Here is a 20,116-nt window from a genome sequence, read left to right on the forward strand (position 1 = left end):
GGATTCACTAAGCTCGCGGTCATGGTCGAACAAGCGCCGTCCACCGTGTACATAGCCTCACCCGAGGGTGACACCGGAAAATCGACGGTGGCATTGGGTGTGCTGGGAATGCTGTGCGCGACAACCGCGCGGGTCGGGGTGTTCCGGCCGATCACTCGATCCGCCGACGAACCCGATTACATCCTCGAACTGTTGCTCGAGCACAGCACCGCCGATATCAGCTATGAGCAGGCCGTCGGCGTCACCTACGAGGACGTGCACCGCGACCCCACCGCCGCGATCAGCGACATCGTGATGCGGTTCCACGATGTGGCCAAGGCGTGTGACGCGGTGGTGATCGTCGGCAGTGACTACACCGATGTCGCCAGTCCCAGCGAGTTGCGTTTCAACGCCCGCATCGCGGTGAATCTCGGCGCCCCGGTGCTGCTGGTCGTGCGCGGCGCCGACCGCACCCCCGCCGAGGTGAAGCAGCTCGTGGAGCTGTGCGCCACGGAATTGGCTACCGAGCACGCCCACCTGGTCGCGATCGTCGCCAACCGTTGCGCGCCGGACGAGCTGGACGAAATCGGTACCGCCCTGGGCGAATTCGATGTCCCGTCCTGGACCCTGCCCGAGGTGCCGCTGCTGATGGCGCCCACCATGGGCGAGCTGTGTCACGCGATCGACGGCGAAATCTACAGTGGCGACCCGGAATTGCTGCAACGTGAGGCCCTGCGCATCATGGTCGGCGGCATGACGGCCGAGCACATCCTGGAACGCCTCACCGACGGTGTGGTGGTGATCGCGCCGGGCGACCGGTCCGACGTGCTGCTCAGTCTGGTGAATGCCCATGAGGCAGCGGGCTTTCCGTCGCTGGCGGGCGTGATCATGAACGGTGGCCTTCGCCCGCATCCGGCCATCGCCCGACTGATGGAGGGCCTGCACCCCAAGCTGCCCATCCTCGCCACCGAACTGGGCACCTACGACACCGCCAGCGCCGTGCACCGCACCCGCGGCCGGATGTGGGCGGGCAGTCCGGGCAAGGTCGACACCGCGCTCGCGCTGATGGAGCAGCGGGTCGACGCCCCGGAACTGTTGCGGCGCATCCAGGTTCCGTCCTCGACGGTGGTGACCCCGCAGATGTTCGAGTACCGGCTGATCGAACGCGCCCGCTCCGATCGCAAACGCATCGTGCTGCCCGAGGGCGACGACGACCGCATCCTGCGCGCGGCGGGCCGGGTGTTGCAGCGCAAGATCGCCGACCTCACCATCCTCGGCGACGAGAACTCGGTGCGGGCGCGCGCCACCGAGCTCGGCGTCGACATCGCCGACGCGCAGGTCCTCGACCCCCGCACCTCCGGTTACCTCGACGAATTCGCCGCCGAGTACACCGAACTGCGCAAACACAAGGGCATGACGCTCGAGCGAGCGCGCGAAACCATGGCCGACATCTCGTATTTCGGCACCATGATGGTCTACAAGGGGATCGCCGACGGCATGGTCTCCGGCGCCGCGCACACCACCGCGCACACCATTCGCCCCTCGTTCGAGATCATCAAGACCGTGCCGGGCGTCTCGACGGTGTCGAGCGTGTTCCTGATGTGCCTGGCCGACCGGGTGCTCGCCTACGGCGACTGCGCGGTGGTGCCGGACCCGAGTTCGGAGCAGCTGGCCGATATCGCGATCTCCTCGGCGGGCACGGCCGCCCGCTTCGGGATCGAGCCGCGGGTGGCGATGCTGTCGTACTCGACGGGCGCGTCCGGCACCGGCGCCGATGTCGACAAGGTCCGTGCCGCAACCGAACTCGTGCGCGATCGCGACGCCGAGCTGCCGGTGGAGGGGCCGATCCAGTACGACGCGGCGATCGAGCCCGCCGTGGCCAGCGCCAAGCTGCCGAATTCGGCGGTGGCGGGCAAGGCCACGGTGTTCATCTTCCCCGACCTCAATACCGGCAACAACACCTACAAGGCCGTGCAGCGCAGCGCGGGCGCGGTCGCGATCGGGCCGGTGCTGCAGGGCTTGCGCAAACCGGTCAACGATCTGTCGCGCGGCGCGCTCGTCGCCGACATCGTCAACACGGTGGCGATCACCGCCATCCAGGCGCAGGGAGATGCCAAGTGAGCGACCTCGTACTCGTCCTGAACAGCGGCTCCTCGTCGATCAAATACCAACTGCTGCACTCGGACTCGGCCGAGGTGCTGGCGTCTGGGCTGGTCGAGCGGATCGGCGAGGACAGCGGGCGGATCGTGCACGAGGCCGGTCCCGCCAAGCTCGTCTACGACGGGAAGATCCCCGACCACAAGGCCGGACTGGCGCGCGCGTTCGAGATGTTCCGCGAGACCGGCCTGGACCTGAAGACCCTCGGCATCGGCGCGGTCGGACACCGGGTGGTGCACGGCGGCGAGGTGTTCTGGAAGCCGACGCTGATCACCGACGAGGTGCTGCACGCGATCGAGAAACTCTCGGTGCTCGCCCCGCTGCACAACCCCGCGAACGTGGTCGGCATCGAGTCGACCCGCGAGCTCCTGCCGGACCTGCCCCAGGTCGCGGTCTTCGACACGGCGTTCTTCCACACCATGCCCGACGCGGCGAGAACCTACGCGATCGACGCGAAAATCGCTGCCGCGCAAGATATCCGCAAGTACGGCTTCCACGGCACCTCGCACCAGTACGTGTCGGAGAAGGCCGCCGAATTCCTCGGCAAGCCGGCCGAGGACCTGAACCAGATCGTGTTCCACCTCGGCAACGGCGCGTCGGCGTCGTCGATCCAGGGCGGCGTCGCGATCGACACCACCATGGGCATGACCCCGCTGGAAGGCCTGGTCATGGGGACCAGACCCGGCGACCTCGACCCCGGCATCACGCCGTACCTGATGCGCGCGGCCGACCTGGACGTGAGCGGCGTCGAACAACTACTCAACCGCAACTCCGGCCTCAAGGGCCTGTCCGGCGTGAACGACTTCCGCGAACTCCAGAAACTCATCGACACCGGCGACGCCGACGCCAAACTCGCCTACGACGTCTACGTCCACCGCCTACGCCGCTACCTCGGCGCCTACCTGGTCCAGTTGGGCACCGTCGACGCCATCGTCTTCACCGCGGGCGTAGGCGAGAACAGCCCAGCGGTCCGCGCCGACGCCCTAGCGGGATTGCAGAACCTCGGCATCGAAATCGACCCGGAACGCAACGAAACCCGCACCCCCGGAATCCGCCGCATATCACCAGATTTCGCACCGGTAGACGTCCTGGTGGTCCCCACCAACGAGGAACTAGCCATAGCCCGAGCAGCCCACAAACTCGTCTCAGCCTGAGCTGTGTTTATTGGCGGCTGGCGCCGCGGTTCTCGGCGCTTAACTCCGCCTCTTCCCTCGCTCCGGGTACTCCTTCGTCGCACCCTCCACTCAGTCCAGAGGCGGAGGCGCGCCGAGAACGCCCAGGTGGACCTGTCCCAGGTGTTTGAACTGGGTCTATTTGTTGGTGGGCGGCTGTCGCCATGGCGGCAGCCGCCGATGGCTGAGTTTCAGAACCAGGATTTCGGGCGTAGTGAGTTGGCTAGGTCGACTAATGCGTACCGGTGGGCCCGCTCCGGCGCATTGCGCGCCAAAGTACGTAACCCAGACTCCGTCCCATCCCGCAGCGCCCGCTCAGTAAACGGCTGCCCGAACAACTTGGCGTCCTTACGTTTAGGACTGTTCCCCGCCTGCAACCAAGCCAGCGCCGTCCCCCGCACCAGCGTCCGCATAAGAACCGCCCGCTGTTCACCAACCGCGACAGCCTGGGCCCGAGAAGCTGCCAACCGCAGGATCTGCTCGTCGAGCTCGGCGACGGGTGAACTGGTGAGCAGCAACAGAATCGCGGTCGTCTGTGCGGTGGTGAAGTGTCTCGACGCGGCGGGCACATCGTCGAGCGCGTGCACTGCCTCTCCGACGCGCCCCGCCACCGTGAGCTGCCGCGCCAGCCCGAAGGCCGCGCTCACCACTGCCCGGTCGGTGCGCCAGACGGTGTCGTAATACCGTTCGGCGAAGGACCGCCACTGTTCGGGATCGTCCGAATCCCAGTGCTGGAGAATCAGTTCGGCGGTAGCGGCCAGCGCGATCTTGGGCGCGATCTCACCGGGCAGCACGCGCAGCACCTGCTCGAACGAGGCGAAGGCCGCCTCGTAGTCGAGCTCGAGCAGATACGCCTGTCCGGCGAACCAGTCGGTGCGCCAATCGGATTCGTTCGGTGGACGGTCGAGCAGATGCAGGACCGCCGCCGATTCGCCCAGTTCGAGCCGCGCCCTGACTTCGGCGAAAAGCAGTTCGCAGGCCAGGGTTTCGGGGGCGTGCTCGGGGTCGGCTTCGGCTCGCTCGCGCGAGTCGTGCAGTGCCTCGAGAACACGCTCGGGCTCGGGATTGGCGGTGGCGGCCAGCAGCGGTGCGGAGGGATCGGCGGGGTCGAGCAGCGGGATCGGCAGTGCCGCAACCACATCGCGGGAGTCCAGCAGTGGTGAGCGGCCGACGCCGTCGAGGTAGGCGTCGGTCTGGCTGATCAGTTCCTCGGTGCCGAAGCTGGTGCGCTGGGGACTGAACACTGTGGACAGTTGGGGATGTTCGGCGCCGGTGTCGTAGGCGAGGATCTCGCGCAGTACGCCCGCCAGCTGCGCGCCCATCGCCCGCGCCGACGGAAAGCGTTGGGCCGGATCGGGATCGGTGGCGGTGAGCAGGAACCGGTGGAAGAACTCGTAGCGGGCCAGCAGCGGTTCGTCGGCGGGGCTCGGGATGCCGTCGAGGTAGCGGCCGTGTTCGCTGGGCAGGTTCAGGGTGAGCGCGGCCAGGGTGCGGCCGACGGTGTAGACGTCGGAGGCGGGCGTCGGGCCGGTGCGGGCGATCTCGGGGGCCTGGAAACCCTTGGTGCCGTAGAGGTTTCCGTAGGCGTCGATGGTGGCCACGGCGCCGAGGTCGATCAGTTTGACCTGGTCCTCGGTGACCATCACATTGTCGGGCTTGAGGTCGTTGTAGGTGAGTCCGATCGAATGCAGGTGCTCGAGCGCGGGCAGGATCTCGAGCACGTACGCGATGGCCTCGGCCAGCGGCATCTGCTCACCGCGCGGTCGCGCGTCGAGGATGTCGCGCAGCGAATGACCGCCCACGTACTCCATCACGATGTAGCCGATGCACCCGTCGCCGGAACTGTGTTCGACGAAGTTGTGGATCTTGACGATGCTGGGATGGGCCACCTCGGCCAGGAACTGCCGCTCGGCCATCGCCACGGCCTGCGCCTCGGCGTCACCGGCGTGCAGCAACCCCTTGAGCACCACCCACCGATCGCTCACATTGCGGTCGATGGCCAGATAGATCCAGCCGAGCCCGCCGTGGGCGATGCAGCCCTGGATCTCGTACTGGCCCGCGACCATATCGCCCGGCTGCAACGACGGCCGGAAATCGTAAGCCGCGCCGCAGGTTTCGCATTCACCGCTGGTCGAGGCCGCCCGCGCCGGGGTCGAACGCCCGACCGGATTGGTGCACCGCCAGCAGAACCGTCGCCCCTCCGACACCATCGGATCGGACAGCACGGCATCGCGCGGATCAGCGGGCGCGACCGTGGGAATCGGCACCAGTCCCGCCCCGAGCCGCCGCGTCGGCCGCGACCGTGCCGTGCGCACACTGCGCCCCGACCGCGAGGTGCTCGGACCGCTCTGCGGCCCGGAGGCCCACCGGTCGGAATCGGGCGGCGTGGCCTGCGTGCCCGGCGGTTCGACCCGCTCGGCGGCCTCGGTCGCCGCGAAGGAGTCCGGTCGGGCGGCCGCCTCGGTCGGCGCGTGCTCCGGCAGCGGCACCGGAGGTGTGTCGGTGCCGGGCGCGTGCTCCACCCGCTGCGTGGCGGCGTGCTCCTCGGACGCCCTGGCCGACTCATCGCGGGACCTGTCGGGGCCCAGCGGTATCCGCGCGTCGCCGTCCGGGGGCGGCGACTGCGGGGAATCCGATCGTCGGGTGCTGTCGGTGGCCGGGGTCTGGTCGTGACTCCACTGCTGTCGGCGGGCGAATTCCGCCGCGGCCTCGGCGGTGATGACCGGCAGCGGGCGGGTTTCGTCGTCGGCCGGGTCCGGTGGCAGGGTCCAGCCGCCGGGGAGGGTGCCCGGGGGCGGGCGGTGGGTCAGTTGGGTCGGCTCGTGGCGCTGGGCGTCGTCGCTGGGGGTGCTCATGGCCGTCAGTCCTGGTACTTCGGGGTCGGCGGGCTGGGGGTCTCGCCCAGGGAGGCGAGCCAGCGGCGGTGGACGCGGGTCCAGGTGCCGTCGTTGCGGATGCGGTCGAGGGTGGCGTTGACGAAACGCACCAGGTCGTCGTCGCCCTTGGGGATGCCGATGCCGTAGGGCTCGGGGCTGATACTGCCGCCGACCACTTCGGTGTAGGGGTCCTGCGCGGCCAGCCCGGCCAGGATCGAATCGTCGGTGCTCACCGCGTCGACCTGGCGCTGTTGCAGCACCACCAGGCAGTCCGCCCAGGTCGGGACCGTGAGAATGGTGGCCGCCGGTTGCTCGCGGCGGATGTGGTCGAGCGAGGTGGTGCCGCGCACCACGCACACCCGCTTGCCCGCCAGGTCGGCCAGCCCGGTGATGCCGGAGCCCTTCACCGCCAGCACGCGCTGATCGGCGCGCAGGTACACCGTCGAGAACGACACCCGCTGGCGTCGCTCGCAGGTGATCGTCATCGTCTTCGCGACCAGATCGACCGTGCGATCCTGCAGTGCCTGTTCGCGCTCTTCCGAAGCGAGACTGCGGTATTCGATCAGATCGGGGTTGCCGAGCAGGTCGCGGGCGATCTCGCGGGCGATATCGGCGTCGAAGCCCACGATGCGCCCGGTGAGCGGATCGCGGAAGCTGAACAGGTTCGAGCCCGCGTCGAGTCCCACGATCAACCGCCCGCGCGCGCGAATCGCCTCGATCGTCGGACCGGACGCCGTGCTCGGCCGCAGGCTCGCGGTCGGATCGCCGCACTGTTCGCCGCCCGCGGCGGGCACCGGGGTGTCGGTGCCGATCGGAATCGCCTTGGCGGGCAACGGCGGTTCGGAATAGACCCCGCGCTGCACCGGCGCGGGCGTGCTGTCCGAACAACCGGCGAGCAAGCCCACCAGCAGCAGCGTCGCGAGGACGCGCCCGCGCCTCACCGGTACTCCCGCAGTCGCGGCCACAGACCGAGGCCCACCCACACCGCCGCCGCGATGCCGAGCACGAACGCGCCGGGGGACAGGAACGACAGCACGTCGATCGCCTGGGAAACCTTGGCGCGCAAGGTTTGTCGGGTCGTCGCGCCCGCCTCGTCGAGCGCGCGGTCGAGCGCGTCGACCTGCGCGGCCGAATCGGCGGCGTTGAGCCCCGTGGCCACCGCGGCCGCGCCGAGGAAATCACCGCGCGCGAGGGTGTCGTTCATGCGCTGATGTGCGGACTGCCAGCGGGTGAGCGCCGCGCGCGCCCGCGCCACTTCGTCACGGGCGGGCGCGTTCTGGGGGTAGCCATCGAGCAATTCGATCAGGCGGGCGGTGTTGGTGTCGAAAGTGCGGTCGTAATCGCCGGTCGCGTCGCGGCGCACCAACTTCACCATCTCCGCGGATCTGGCCTGCTGCACCAGGATTCGACTCTCGGCCAAGCGCGCCGAGGGCACCGCGCCCTCGTCGCGACAGCGGATCATCGCCACCGCCGAGACCGAACCGGCCGCCACCGTCCACAGCAGCGTCAACGCCAACGCGCCCGTGCCGAGCAGCAGCCCCATATTGAAGAACCGGCGCGAGCGCCGCGCCAGCTCGACCTGCACCCAGATCAGCGCGGCGAGCGCCACGATCAGCAGCACGATCGCCGTCCACGGCGGCTGCACGTGCCGGTACTGGGCGGCGGTGACCGCGTCGAAGCGGTGGTCCTCGAGCTCCTCGGCCATGGGCAGCAGGGTGGTCTGCATCTGGTGCGAGGCCTCGCTCAGATACGCGGCGCCGACCGGGAATCCGTTGCGGTTGTTGACCCGGGCGGTCTCGATGAGCCCGGTGTAGACGGGCAGGCCGGTCGCGATGCCGGTGCGCAGGCGGCGGTCGGTGCCCGACGGGTCGGCCGCCTCCTCGTCGGAGATGTGTCCGGCCTGGGTCACGAGTTCGGCCGCGGCCTCGCCGATGGCCTGGGTGTAGCGGTCGCGCACCGCTTTCGGCTCGAGGCCGCCGGCGATGAACGCGGTGCCCGCGGCGGCGTCGGCGATCGAGAGCGAGGTGTAGAGGTGATTGGCCGAGTGCGCGTCGGGTTCGGTGTCGTCGAGCAGAGTGCCCAGAGCTTGCTGGCGCTCGGCCACCGTCGTCGAAGTCACCGCCCCGGCGGTCACGCACAGCACCATCAGGACCAACCCGGCCGCGACCAGACGGCCCGGCGAGGACTGCGCGAAACCGCGCAAACGCGCCGGATGGAACTGCGCGCGCAACGCCGCGACGTCGGGCGCGGGCGGACGCTCCAGGATCACGCTCGGCCGGCGCAGCGGCAACCGACGCTGGCTCACCGGTCTGGTCGAGGCCGACTCCGTGGCTTCCTTACCTCCGTTGACCTGCGAAGACGGGCGGGTGCGGACGGCCGCGACCTCCGTCGAGGCATTGCGATTCCCCGGTTCGACCATCGTTCACCTCCCGGTGCAGTCCGCGCACCATCTCTCGTGCGGAGTTTATTGTTGCTTTACCTGTCGTGCAGCCCCGCGCATACCCCCCGAGCGGTTGCTGCTCGGCTGCTCGAGGAAAGAGTAGGGGATGCGCGGCGACGGAGACGGCTGGTACGAAAGCCCTGACGGGGCGAAGCACTGGGGCAGGTTCGGTGCGGCGGGACTGCTGCTGCGCGCGCCCCTGCCCGCCGGTGGATCGGCGGTGTTGCTGCAGCATCGGGCGCCGTGGAGTCACCAGGGCGGGACCTGGGCGCTGCCCGGCGGCGCGCGCGATTCGCACGAGACCCCCGAGCACGCCGCAGTCCGCGAAGCCGAGGAGGAAGCCGGCATCACCGCCTCCGACCTGCGGGTTCGCGCCGAACGCCTGACCATGACCGCCCCCAGCGGCTGGACCTACATCACCGTGGTCGCCGACGCCGACGAACCGCTGGCCACGATCGTCAACAAGGAGAGCGTCGAACTGGCCTGGGTCCCCGAGGACGAGGTCACCGACCTGACCCTGCACCCCGGCTTCGCCCTGGCCTGGACGGAACTGCGCGCGGTGCCGCTGCGCGTGCGCGTGCCCGCCGCCGACCCCGAACTCACGCGGGCCCTACCCCGCACGATCGAGCTGCCCGACCGGGGATTCTTCTGGTTGCACGCCCGGATGGACGGGCCCGGTGCCGAAGTGAGTCTCGAATCCGAGGCGGCCGAGGTGCCGACCTTGACCCGCGAGCACCTGCTGTCCTGACGCATCGGTCGAATCGCAACGCCGCGTAGGTGCGCACATCGCGCCACTGCCCCTGCGTTCGTCGGGTCCGGTTCGTCGCCGCCGGACCGTCCCCGAGTAGCGGCCCGGCCGAAGCGGTTCAGTCGGTGGCAGGCGAGTCGTCGGCGTTCGAGTCGTTCGCCGTGGGAACCGCCATCGAGTAGCGACAGCCGGAAACCCGCACCGCGAGCGGGATGTTGTTCAGTTCGCGGCGAGCAGGGCCTGCTTGAGTTCGCGGGCGGCGGCTTCGGGGTCGGCGGCCGCGGTGATCGCGCGGACCACGACGACGCGGCGGGCGCCCGCTTCGAGCACCTCCGGGAGGCGTTCGAGGTCGACGCCGCCGATGGCGAACCACGGCAGGGTCGGGTGGGAGTCGGTGGTCGAGCGGAGGAAGTCGACGCCCGCGGCCTGGCGACCGGGTTTGGTGGGGGTGGTCCAGATCGGGCCGGTGCAGAAGTAGTCGAGGTGGCCGTCGATGGCGGCCAGGCTCGCCTGGTTGCGGTTGTGGGTGGAGCGGCCGATCACCACGTCGGGGCCGAGGATGCGGCGCGCGTAGGCGGGCGGGAGGTCGCCCTGGCCCAGGTGCAGCACGTCGGCGCCCGCGGCCAGCGCGATATCGGCGCGGTCGTTCACCGCGAGCAGCGCGCCGTGGCGCCGGGTCGCGGCCTTGATCTCGGCCAGCGCGCCGAGCTCGGCCTTCGCCTCGAGCGGCCCGAATTCGGCCTCACCCGGCGACCCCTTGTCGCGCAACTGCACGATGTCGACCCCGCCCGCGAGCGCCGCGTCGACGAAGCGGGCCAGATCGCCCTTCTCCCGGCGCGCGTCGGTGCACAGATACAGCAGCGCACTCGACAGGCGCTCCCGGGGCGGGACGGAACGGTTCGGATGGGAGGGCTGCACGATGACGACGGTAGTCGCGCTACCGTGGAACTGCGAACGACGCGGCACAAGGGAGTGGCCGAATACCGGCGGCACCAGCCGCGAGTGAGACAGATGGGCGGACCTCGATGCGAACCTTGGCGGTCGTCGGTGGCGGTGCCATCGGCCTCGCTGTCGCATGGCGGGCCGCCGAGGCGGGCTGGACGGTCACGGTCTTCGATCCCGAACCCGCGCGCGGCGCCTCCTACGTGGCGGGCGGCATGCTCGCGCCCCTGTCGGAGGGCTGGCCCGGCGAGGACCGGGTGCTCACCTTCGGCGCGGCCGCGCTGGCGCAGTGGCCCGCCTTCGCCGCCGACCTGCGCGAGATCGCGGGTGAGTCGATGTTCGTGGCCGACGAGACCCTGACCGTGGCCCTCGACAGCGCCGACGTCACCGACCTGCGCACCGTCTCGGACTGGTTGGCCGGTTTCGGTCACGACCTGCGGGTGCTGGACCGGGCCGGGGTTCGTGCCCTGGAACCCGCACTCGCCCGCACCGTCCGTGCCGGCCTGCACGCGAGAACCGAACCCGCCATCGACAACCGCCGGGTCCTGCGCGCCCTGCGAAAAGCCTGTTCCGGCATCGAGATTCGTGCCGAAGCGGTGACCTCGCTGGATGAGCTGCCGCACGATCGGATCGTGCTCGCGGCCGGCGCCCGTTCCGCCGAACTCTGGCCCGGCCTGCCGGTGCGCCCGGTGAAGGGCGAGATCCTGCGCCTGCGCCACCGACCCGGTGTCGCGCCGCCGCCGACCAGGGTGATCCGCGCCCGGGTTCACGGTCGACAGGTCTATCTCGTGCCGCGTGAGGACGGAATCGTCGTCGGCGCAACACAATTGGAAGCCGGGTTCGACACCGCCGTCACCGTCGGCGGCGTGCGCGATCTCATCGCCGACGCCGAGACCATCCTGCCCGGCATCGCCGAATACGAACTGGCCGAGGCGAACGCGGGTTCGCGACCGGGCACCCCCGACAACCTGCCGCTGCTCGGCCACCTCGACGACCGGGTCGTCGCCGCCACCGGGCACGGTCGCAACGGCATGCTCACCCTGGCGCTGACCGCCGCGCTCGTCCCGGCCCTACTCGACGGCGAAACCTCGGCGATCGCCGAGCTCGCCGCGCCCCACCGTTTTCCGGCATCGGTGATGCCAACCCTGCAAGGAGGAGTTCGATGACCTCGACCATTCCGATCGGCGTCACCGTCAACGGTGTCGACCACGAGTTCGCCGAGCCGCTCAGCGTCCGCGAACTCCTGGCCAGGCTCGAATTGCCGTGCCAGGGTGTGGCATTGGCGGTCGACGGCGCGGTGTTCTCGAAGTCCCGCTGGGACGAGCCGGTCGGGCGCGGCTGGACCATCGAGGTCCTCACGGCGGTGCAGGGTGGCTGACTCGCCGTTGCGGATCGCCGACAGGGAGTTCGGGTCGCGCCTGATCATGGGCACCGGCGGCGCCGATAACCTCGCCGTCCTCGAACAGGCCCTGATCGCTTCGGGCACCCAACTCACCACCGTGGCCATGCGCCGCGTCGACGCCGCCGGTGGCACCGGGGTGCTGGACCTGCTCAAGCGCCTCGACATCACCCTGCTGCCGAACACTGCGGGCTGTCGCACGTCCGCCGAGGCCGTGCTCACCGCCCAACTGGCGCGCGAGGCCCTCGACACCAACTGGGTCAAACTCGAGGTCGTCGCCGACGACCGCACCCTGCTGCCCGACCCCTTCGAGCTCCTCGACGCCGCCGAGAAGCTGGTCGACGACGGTTTCGTGGTCCTGCCCTACACCACCGACGACCCCATCCTGGCCCGCCGCCTCGAGGAGGCGGGCTGCGCCGCGGTCATGCCGCTGGGTTCGCCCATCGGCACCGGTCTCGGCATCGGCAACCCCCACAACATCGAGATGATCGTCGCCGCCGCGAACGTGCCCGTCATCCTCGACGCGGGCATCGGCACCGCCAGTGACGCCGCCCTCGCGATGGAACTCGGCTGCTCGGCGGTCCTGCTCGCCACCGCCGTGACCAGGGCCAAGAACCCCGAACTGATGGCCGCCGCCATGTCCTCGGCCGTCCGCGCGGGCTACCTGGCCCGACAGGCCGGCCGCATCCCCAAGCGTTTCTGGGCTCAGGCTTCCTCCCCGGCGATCTAAGGGTCGGGGTCATCCTCGAGGATGACGCGACTCGCTACCTCGCGGCGACGCGGGGCGCGGGAAGTTCGGGCAAGCTGGGGTCATGATCGAGCTGAAGGGCCTGACGAAGAAATTCGGGCAGACCGTCGCGGTGCAGGATCTCACGTTCACCGTCCGACCAGGACTGGTGACGGGGTTCCTCGGGCCCAACGGTGCCGGTAAGTCGACGACCATGCGGATGATCCTCGGGCTGGACAAGCCCACCTCGGGGTCCGCGTTGATCGACGGGAAGCGCTACCAGGATCTGGAGCGCCCGCTGACCGAGGTCGGCGCGTTGCTCGACGCCAAGTGGGTGCACCCGAACCGGTCGGCGCGGGCCCACCTGGAGTGGATGGCCGCCTCCAACGACCTGCCGAAGTCGCGGGTCGAGGAGGTGTTGCGCCTGGTCGGCCTGTCGGAGGTCGCGAACAAGAACGCGGGCGGGTTCTCCCTCGGCATGTCCCAGCGCCTCGGCCTGGCAGGCGCGTTGCTCGGCGACCCGAAGGTGTTGCTGTTCGACGAGCCGGTCAACGGCCTCGACCCGGAGGGCATCCTGTGGATCCGCCGGTTCATGCAGCGCCTGGCCGCCGAGGGTCGCACGGTGTTCGTGTCGAGCCACCTGCTCTCGGAGATGGCCCAGACCGCCGAGCAGCTCATCGTGATCGGTCGCGGTCAGCTCATGGCCGACACCAGCACCAAGGATTTCATCGAGCGCGCCTCCGAGCAGTCGGTGCGCGTGCGCAGCCCGCAGCTGGACCAGCTGCGCAGCCTGCTCACCTCGCACGGCATGACCGTGAAGGAAGACGGCAACGCCGCGCTGATCGTCGCCGGGGTCATTCCCGACGAGGTCGGCAAGCTGGCGGGGGAGAACAACGTCACGCTCTACGAGCTGGCACCGCAGCAGGCTTCCCTCGAGGAGGCGTTCATGCGGATGACCGGCGGCGCCGTGCAGTACCACGGTGAAAGCTTCGACCAGCTCAGCCTCGACAAGCCGATGGGAGGTGCGCTCTGATGGGCGTGCTCGCTGCGGAACGCATCAAACTCACCTCGACCCGTTCACCGTGGTGGTGCTCGGCGATCGTGGTCTTCCTCGGTATCGGATTCGCCGTCCTGATGGCGCTGGTCCTCAATGTCGACACCAGCGATTCGGGCGAGGGCGCCCCGCCGCTCACCCCGAGCATGGCGGTGTCGGGCATCTCCGGTTTCGGCGTGATGGTCCTGATGATCATGGCCGCGCTGTCGGTGACCAGCGAATACCGCTTCGGCGTCATCCGCTCGAGTTTCCTGGCGGTGCCCAACCGGTCCAAGGTCATCGTGTCCAAGACCGCGCTGGTCGGCGTCTACTCCGCCGTGCTCACCGGCGTGCTGGCGCTGATCGCGTTCGTCGTCGCGAAGGCGATCAGCGGTGACCGCGCCCCCGAGCTGGTCCTCGACGGTAACTGGCGAGCCATCTACGGCCTGCCGATCTACGCCCTGCTGTGCGTGATCCTCGCCGTCGCGGTCGGTGTCCTGGTCCGCCAGTCCGCCGCCGCGATCTCCCTGCTGATCCTGTGGCCCCTGCTGATCGAAACCCTGCTCGGTGCCTTCGGCAGCTTCGGCCGCACCGTCACCCCCTTCCTCCCCTTCCAGAACGCCAACCGCTTCCTCAGCGACCAACCCGTCACCGGCAACTGGCACTGGGGCGCCTGGGGCAGCCTGATCTACTTCGCCGCCTTCGTCGGCGTCATCTTCGCCGGCGCGCTCGTCATGATCAACCGCCGCGACGCCTGATAATCCTGCCCGGGCACCCTCGCAATCCCGCCCGGGCCACCAAGGCCGCGCCCTTGTCGGGAGGACGCGCCTACCCGAAACCCCCCAATCCGCTGCCCGGAGTGGGGGGTTTCGCGTACAAAAATGCCCCGCCAGATCCCGCAAGAACATGGGTAACTCCCCGGGCACGGGCAAACCCACCCACCTCCATACCTCCGGCCGCGTTGCCATCTCACCCCGCACCTGAGCCAGGCCAGGAAACTCGGAGAGGCGGAACCGTCAGCTAGGCTGCGGGGGTGAGTGAAACGCCTTCTGGTGGGGTGGATCCGAGGCGCAGGCACGCCGAGGTCTCTCTCCCGCCGGAGCCGATCGTGAGTGACCCCGCCGAAGCCGACACCGGCACCCGGCCCGCCCGCAAGCGCGCCCAGATCTCCTCGAAACTGCAGGCCGCCAACCGCCGCGCCGACGTGATCGGCGCTTTGCGTCGGGCCCGCCAACAGCTCCCCGGCGACCCTTCTTTCGGCGATCCCCTGTCGGTGACCGGCCCCGGTGGTGCGCGCGCGGTCGCGCGGGCCGCCGACAAGATCGCCGGCGGCGCTCCCACCGCGGCCAGGGAGATCGGTTTCGGCGCGTTGCAGGTGTGGCAGGCCGGGCTGGAGCGGATCGGTCGTGGTCGCGGCACCGAGGAGGTGACGATCGTGTTCACCGACCTGGTCGGCTTCTCGAGTTGGGCGCTGACCGCGGGGGATGAGCGAACCCTGGAACTGCTGCGCAAGGTCGCCAAGGCCATCGAGCCGCCGGTTGTCGAGCGTGGCGGTCAGGTGGTCAAGCGCATGGGTGACGGGCTGATGGCGGTGTTCTCCTCGCCGGATCGCGCCGTGCGCGCCGCCGTGGCCGCGCGCCGCAATCTCGCCGAGGTCGACCTCGACGGTTACACCCCGCGCATGCGCGTGGGTCTGCACACCGGTTCGCCGCGCGAGATCGGCGGCGATTGGCTCGGCGTCGATGTCAATATCGCCGCGCGGATGATGGAGGCGGGCGGCAACGGCAACATGATGCTGTCGAGCACCACCGAGGCCGCGCTGCGGCCGGAGACCTTGCTCGAGCTCGGCGTCACCGTCAAGCCCTACAAGCGCCCGTTCTGGGCGGCGCCGCTGAGCGGCATCCCCGACGAGATCAAGATCTTCCGCGTGCATTCGGCGAGCTGATCGGCGCTATTCCAGCCAGAGCACCCCGCCCAGTGCGGCCAGGACCGCGGCGACGATCAGCCCGATCGACATGGCGCGGTTGTTCTTCCAGGTCGTGTAGGCGCCGCCGAGCAGGAATCCGGCGAGGGCGAAGAGCAAGACTGACAGCATGGCTCCATTTTGCCTGGTGAATTGCTCGAAATTAACAAGCACGCGTGCTTGCTTTTTTTATGAACCGCTGCGATCCTGGGTGCCATGAGTGCACTCGCCGCGGACCCGGATCTGATCAGGATCGGCAACTGCTCCGGCTTCTACGGCGACCGCCTCAGTGCGATGCGCGAGATGCTCGAGGGCGGCGATCTCGACGTGCTGACCGGCGACTATCTCGCCGAGCTCACCATGCTGATCCTGGGCCGCGACCGGATGAAGGACCCGAGCCTCGGCTACGCCAAGACCTTCGTCAAGCAGATCAAGGACTGTCTCGGCCTCGCGCTCGAGAAGAACGTCCAGATCGTCACCAACGCGGGCGGGCTGAATCCGGCCGGGCTGGCCGAGCAGCTGCGCAAGGTCGCGGCCGAACTCGGCCTCGACGCCAAGATCGCCCACGTCGAAGGCGACGACCTGGTGGGCCGCGCCGCCGAACTCGACCTCGGTCAGCCGCTCACCGCCAACGCCTACCTCGGCGCCTGGGGCATCGTGGAGTGTTTGAACTCCGGCGCCGACATCGTCGTCACCGGCCGGGTCACCGACGCCTCGGTGATCGTCGGCCCCGCCGCCGCCCACTTCGGTTGGGCGCGTACCGATTACGACGCGCTGGCCGGTGCGGTGGTGGCGGGTCACGTGATCGAGTGCAGCACCCAGGCCACCGGCGGCAACTTCGCCTTCTTCACCGAACTCGGCGATATCGGCCGCCCTGGTTTCCCGATCGCCGAGATCCGCCGTGACGGTTCCAGCGTCATCACCAAGCACGACGGCACCGGCGGCGCGGTCACCGTCGACACCGTCGCGGCCCAGCTCATGTACGAGATCCAGAGCGCGCGCTACGCCGGACCCGATGTCACCACCCGCCTGGACAGCATCGAGCTGACCCAGCAGGGCAGGGATCGCGTGCTGATCAGCGGCGTCACCGGCGAGGCCCCGCCGCCGCAGCTCAAGGTCTCGCTCAACACCCTCGGCGGCTTCCGCAACGAGATGGCCTTCATCCTCACCGGCCTCGACATCGAGGCGAAAGCCGCACTGGCCCAACGACAGCTGGAAGCCTGGCTGCCCGAGCGGCCCGCCGAGCTGAACTGGACCCTGGCGCGCCTGGACCGCCCCGACGCCGACACCGAGGAGCAGGCCAGCGCGATCTTGCGCTGTGTGGTCCGCGACCCCGACCCGAACAAGGTCGGCCGCGGATTCTCCAGTGTCGCTGTCGAATTGGCGCTGGCCAGCTACCCCGGCGCCACCTTCACCTCGATGCCGGGCAACGGTTCGCCCTACGGCGTCTTCACCCCCGGCTACGTCGATATCCACGAGGTCCCGCACGTGGCCGTGCTGGCCGACGGCACCCGGGTCGAGATCGCTCCCGCCACGGAAACCGCTGTGCTCGAACCGCTTTCCGAACCAGACCTGCCGGTGGATCTCCCGCCCGCCGCCACGAGCCGAGTTCCGCTCGGCACGATCGCGCTCGCGCGCAGCGGCGACAAGGGCGGGGACGCCAATATCGGCGTCTGGGTGCGCACCGACCAGCAATGGCGCTGGTTGGTGCACACCCTCACGGTCTCCAAGCTGCGCGAACTGCTCCCCGAGACGGCCGGGCTGACCGTCACCCGCCACGTGCTGCCCAACCTGCGCGCGGTCAATTTCATCATTTCCGGCCTGCTCGGCAAGGGCGTCGCCTACCAGGCGCGTTTCGACCCGCAGGCCAAGGGGCTCGGCGAATGGCTGCGCTCCCGCCACCTCGACGTGCCGACGGAGCTGCTCACATGACATCTGTTTGGGAAACCCCGGAGCGCCGGGAACTGCGCGCCACCGTGCGCGGGTTCGTCGAGCGCGACATCCTGCCCGACCTCGACGCCTGGGAGCGCGCCGGTGAACTGCCGCGCGAACTGCACAAGAAGGCGGGCGAACTCGGCCTGCTCGGCATCGAGTACCCCGAATCGGCCGGCGGGGAGGGCGGCAACGCCATCGACTCGGTGATCGTCGGTGAGGAGATCCACCTCGCCGGTGGCTCGGGCGGGCTGTGGGCCTCGCTGTTCACCTGCGGAATCGCGTTGCCGCACATGATCGCCTCGGGCAATCAGGCCCAGATCGACCAGTGGGCCAAGCCGACCCTGACCGGCGACCTGATCGGCTCGCTGGCCATCACCGAACCCGGCGGCGGCTCCGATGTCGGCCACCTCACCACCACCGCCGTGCGCGATGGTGAGGACTTCATCATCAACGGCGCCAAGACCTTCATCACCTCGGGTTGTCGCGCCGACTTCGTCGTCACCGCCGTGCGCACGGGCGGCCCCGGCGCGGCGGGTGTTTCGCTGATCCTGGTCCCCACGGACACGCCCGGCTTCACCGTCAGCCGCAAGCTGGAGAAGATGGGCTGGCTGGCCTCGGACACCGCCGAGCTGTCCTACGTGGACGTGCGGGTGCCCGCGACGAACCTGGTCGGTGCCGAGAACAGCGGCTTCGCCCAGATCGCGGCCGCGTTCGTCTCCGAGCGGGTCGGCCTCGCGGTGCAGGCGTACTCGCTGGCCCAGCGCGCGCTCGATCTCACCGTGCAGTGGTGCCGCGATCGCGAGACCTTCGGGCGGCCGCTGATCAGCCGCCAGAAGGTGCAGATGACGCTCACGGATATGGCTCAGCGCGTGGATGTTTCGCGCGTGTACACCCGCGCGCTGGTCGAGCGGTACGTGGCCGGGGAACAGAACCTCATCGCCCAGGTCTGCTTCGCCAAGAACGACGCCGTCGAAACGGCCGAGTGGGTGGCCAATCAGGCCGTGCAGCTGCACGGCGGGATGGGCTACATGCGCGAGTCCGAGGTCGAGCGCATCTACCGCGATGTGCGCATCATCGGCATCGGCGGCGGCACCAACGAGATCCTGACCATGCTGGCGTCGAAAGTATTGGGGTACCAGGCATGACCACGTTCCGCTCCACGCTCGACACCGCCTCGCCCGAGTACGCCGCGGCCGCCGAGGCGATGTCGACCAAGCTCACCGAGGTCGAGGCGGAGTTCGCCAAGGCCATCGGCGGCGGCGGCCCCGACAAGGTGGCCCGACATCACAAGCGCGGCAAGCTCACCGCCCGCGAGCGCATCGAACTGCTGCTCGACGAGGACTCGCCGTTCCTGGAGCTGTGCCCACTCGCGGCCTGGGGCAGTGACTTCCAGGTCGGCGCGTCCACCATCGCGGGCATCGGCCTGGTCGAGGGGGTCGAGTGCATGATCGTCGCGCCCGACCCGACCGTGCGCGGTGGCGCCTCGAACCCGTGGACGCTGCGCAAGCAGTTCAGGATCAACGACATCATCCGGGAGAACCGGCTGCCGGTGATCTCGCTGGTGGAGTCCGCCGGCGCGGATCTGCCGACGCAGAAAGAGGTCTTCATCCCGGGCGGCGCGATGTTCCGCGACCTCACCCAGGCCTCTGCCGCCGGAATCCCCACCATCTCACTGGTTTTCGGTAACTCCACCGCCGGTGGTGCCTACATCCCCGGCATGTCCGACTACGTGGTCATGGTCAAGGAGGGCGCGAAGGTCTTCCTCGCGGGCCCGCCGCTGGTGAAGATGGCCACCGGTGAGGACTCCGACGACGAGACCCTCGGCGGCGCCGAGATGCACGCCCGCACATCGGGTCTGGCCGACTACCTGGCCGCCGACGAGCAGGACGCGATTCGCCTCGGCCGCAACATCGTTCGCCGCCTGAACTGGAAGAAGCAGGGCCCCGAACCACGCGCCGAGGTCATCTCGCCGCTCTACGATCCCGAGGAACTGCTCGGCATCGTGCCCTCGGACCTGAAGATCCCGTTCGACCCGCGCGAGGTCATCGCCCGCGTGGTCGACGGCTCCGACTTCGACGAGTTCAAGCCGCTCTACGGCTCGAGCCTGGTCACCGGCTGGGCCGAGATCAACGGCTACCCGATCGGCATCCTCGCCAACGCGCGCGGGGTGCTGTTCTCCGAGGAATCGCAGAAGGCCACCCAGTTCATCCAGCTGGCGAACAAGAAGAACACGCCACTGTTGTTCCTGCACAACACCACCGGCTACATGGTCGGCAAGGAGTACGAGCACGGCGGCATCATCAAGCACGGCGCGATGATGATCAACGCGGTCGCCAACTCCAAGGTGCCCCACATCTCGCTGCTGATCGGCGCCTCCTACGGCGCCGGGCACTACGGCATGTGCGGGCGCGCGTTCAACCCGCGCTTCCTGTTCGCCTGGCCGAGCGCGAAGTCCGCCGTGATGGGCGGGGCGCAGCTGGCCGGTGTCATCACCATCGTGCAGCGCGGGGCCGCCGAGTCCAAGGGCCTGCCCTTCGACGAGGAAGGCGCCGCCGGGCTGGCCGCGATGGTCGAGGCGCAGATCGAAGCCGAGGCGATGCCGATCTTCCTGTCGGGCAGGCTGTTCGACGACGGCATCATCGACCCCCGCGACACCCGCACCGTGCTGGGGATGGCCCTGTCGGCCATTCACACAGCCCCGATCAAGGGCGCCGATGGTTTCGGCGTCTTCCGAATGTGAGGCGC

17 protein-coding genes are annotated in these 20,116 nt (G+C 69.3%); 12 read left to right on the forward strand and 5 right to left on the reverse strand.

Going from position 1 to position 20,116, the window contains the following annotated elements; all coding sequences use genetic code 11:
• Positions 1-21: 21 nt before the first annotated feature.
• Positions 22-2,100: a phosphate acetyltransferase gene (gene pta / locus ACFP3H_RS20665; RefSeq protein WP_378608483.1), complete on the forward strand. Its 2,079-nt coding sequence runs from the start codon at positions 22-24 to the stop codon at positions 2,098-2,100.
• Entirely contained in the window at positions 2,097-3,290 is a 1,194-nt protein-coding gene (locus ACFP3H_RS20670) for an acetate kinase (RefSeq protein ID WP_378608485.1), read from the forward strand. Before pta ends, ACFP3H_RS20670 begins: the two co-directional genes overlap by 4 nt.
• Before the next feature lie 209 nt (positions 3,291-3,499).
• Here ACFP3H_RS20670 and ACFP3H_RS20675 read toward each other — a convergent pair whose 3' ends face one another.
• The 3 genes from ACFP3H_RS20675 to ACFP3H_RS20685 are packed head-to-tail and all read right to left on the reverse strand — an operon-like array spanning position 3,500 to position 8,603.
• Entirely contained in the window at positions 3,500-6,163 is a 2,664-nt protein-coding gene (locus ACFP3H_RS20675) for a serine/threonine-protein kinase (protein WP_378608486.1), read from the reverse strand.
• A 5-nt stretch (positions 6,164-6,168) separates the two neighbouring features.
• Positions 6,169-7,125, reverse strand: a complete 957-nt coding sequence (locus ACFP3H_RS20680; RefSeq protein ID WP_378608488.1) for a glutamate ABC transporter substrate-binding protein — start codon at positions 7,123-7,125, stop codon at positions 6,169-6,171.
• The gene (locus ACFP3H_RS20685; protein ID WP_378608489.1) at positions 7,122-8,603 is read right to left on the reverse strand and encodes a hypothetical protein; all 1,482 of its coding nucleotides are present in this window, start codon (positions 8,601-8,603) and stop codon (positions 7,122-7,124) included. Before ACFP3H_RS20685 ends, ACFP3H_RS20680 begins: the two co-directional genes overlap by 4 nt.
• A 127-nt stretch (positions 8,604-8,730) precedes the next feature.
• Between ACFP3H_RS20685 and ACFP3H_RS20690 the strand changes: the two genes are divergently transcribed.
• The gene (locus tag ACFP3H_RS20690) at positions 8,731-9,372 is read left to right on the forward strand and encodes an NUDIX domain-containing protein (protein ID WP_378608491.1); all 642 of its coding nucleotides are present in this window, start codon (positions 8,731-8,733) and stop codon (positions 9,370-9,372) included.
• Between the two features lie 219 nt (positions 9,373-9,591).
• Here the strand turns inward: ACFP3H_RS20690 and thiE are convergent, their stop codons facing one another.
• The gene (gene thiE / locus ACFP3H_RS20695) at positions 9,592-10,290 is read right to left on the reverse strand and encodes a thiamine phosphate synthase (protein WP_378608492.1); all 699 of its coding nucleotides are present in this window, start codon (positions 10,288-10,290) and stop codon (positions 9,592-9,594) included.
• Between the two features lie 107 nt (positions 10,291-10,397).
• Between thiE and thiO the strand changes: the two genes are divergently transcribed.
• From thiO to ACFP3H_RS20725, 6 genes are all read left to right on the forward strand, one after another.
• On the forward strand, positions 10,398-11,480 hold the full coding sequence (thiO, locus tag ACFP3H_RS20700; RefSeq protein ID WP_378608494.1) for a glycine oxidase ThiO: 1,083 nt from the start codon (positions 10,398-10,400) through the stop codon (positions 11,478-11,480).
• The gene (thiS, locus tag ACFP3H_RS20705; protein WP_378608495.1) at positions 11,477-11,692 is read left to right on the forward strand and encodes a sulfur carrier protein ThiS; all 216 of its coding nucleotides are present in this window, start codon (positions 11,477-11,479) and stop codon (positions 11,690-11,692) included. The genes thiO and thiS overlap by 4 nt, the downstream gene beginning before the upstream one ends.
• Positions 11,685-12,443 (forward strand): thiazole synthase, encoded by a 759-nt coding sequence (gene thiG / locus ACFP3H_RS20710; RefSeq protein ID WP_378608497.1) that lies wholly within the window; start codon positions 11,685-11,687, stop codon positions 12,441-12,443. The genes thiS and thiG overlap by 8 nt, the downstream gene beginning before the upstream one ends.
• 82 nt (positions 12,444-12,525) lie before the next feature.
• A complete protein-coding gene (locus tag ACFP3H_RS20715; protein ID WP_378608499.1) occupies positions 12,526-13,473 on the forward strand; it encodes an ABC transporter ATP-binding protein in 948 nt (315 codons plus the stop codon).
• Positions 13,473-14,231 (forward strand): ABC transporter permease, encoded by a 759-nt coding sequence (locus ACFP3H_RS20720; protein ID WP_378608500.1) that lies wholly within the window; start codon positions 13,473-13,475, stop codon positions 14,229-14,231. Before ACFP3H_RS20715 ends, ACFP3H_RS20720 begins: the two co-directional genes overlap by 1 nt.
• A 350-nt stretch (positions 14,232-14,581) precedes the next feature.
• The gene (locus tag ACFP3H_RS20725; protein WP_378608502.1) at positions 14,582-15,418 is read left to right on the forward strand and encodes an adenylate/guanylate cyclase domain-containing protein; all 837 of its coding nucleotides are present in this window, start codon (positions 14,582-14,584) and stop codon (positions 15,416-15,418) included.
• 6 nt (positions 15,419-15,424) lie between these two features.
• On the opposite strand, the gene ACFP3H_RS20730 is transcribed toward ACFP3H_RS20725, so the two are convergent.
• The gene (locus tag ACFP3H_RS20730) at positions 15,425-15,568 is read right to left on the reverse strand and encodes a hypothetical protein (protein WP_378608503.1); all 144 of its coding nucleotides are present in this window, start codon (positions 15,566-15,568) and stop codon (positions 15,425-15,427) included.
• 84 nt (positions 15,569-15,652) lie between these two features.
• Between ACFP3H_RS20730 and ACFP3H_RS20735 the strand changes: the two genes are divergently transcribed.
• From ACFP3H_RS20735 to ACFP3H_RS20745, 3 genes are read left to right on the forward strand one after another with little or no spacing between them, the layout of a single operon-like run.
• On the forward strand, positions 15,653-17,368 hold the full coding sequence (locus ACFP3H_RS20735; protein WP_378608505.1) for an acyclic terpene utilization AtuA family protein: 1,716 nt from the start codon (positions 15,653-15,655) through the stop codon (positions 17,366-17,368).
• Positions 17,365-18,516, forward strand: coding sequence for an acyl-CoA dehydrogenase family protein (locus ACFP3H_RS20740; RefSeq protein ID WP_378608506.1), 1,152 nt, complete (start codon positions 17,365-17,367; stop codon positions 18,514-18,516). Before ACFP3H_RS20735 ends, ACFP3H_RS20740 begins: the two co-directional genes overlap by 4 nt.
• Positions 18,513-20,111 (forward strand): acyl-CoA carboxylase subunit beta, encoded by a 1,599-nt coding sequence (locus ACFP3H_RS20745; RefSeq protein WP_378608508.1) that lies wholly within the window; start codon positions 18,513-18,515, stop codon positions 20,109-20,111. Before ACFP3H_RS20740 ends, ACFP3H_RS20745 begins: the two co-directional genes overlap by 4 nt.
• The last annotated feature ends 5 nt before the right edge of the window (positions 20,112-20,116 follow it).

The sequence above is a fragment of the Nocardia lasii genome, assembly GCF_042658545.1.
GTDB classification, from domain to species: Bacteria; Actinomycetota; Actinomycetes; order Mycobacteriales; family Mycobacteriaceae; genus Nocardia; species Nocardia lasii.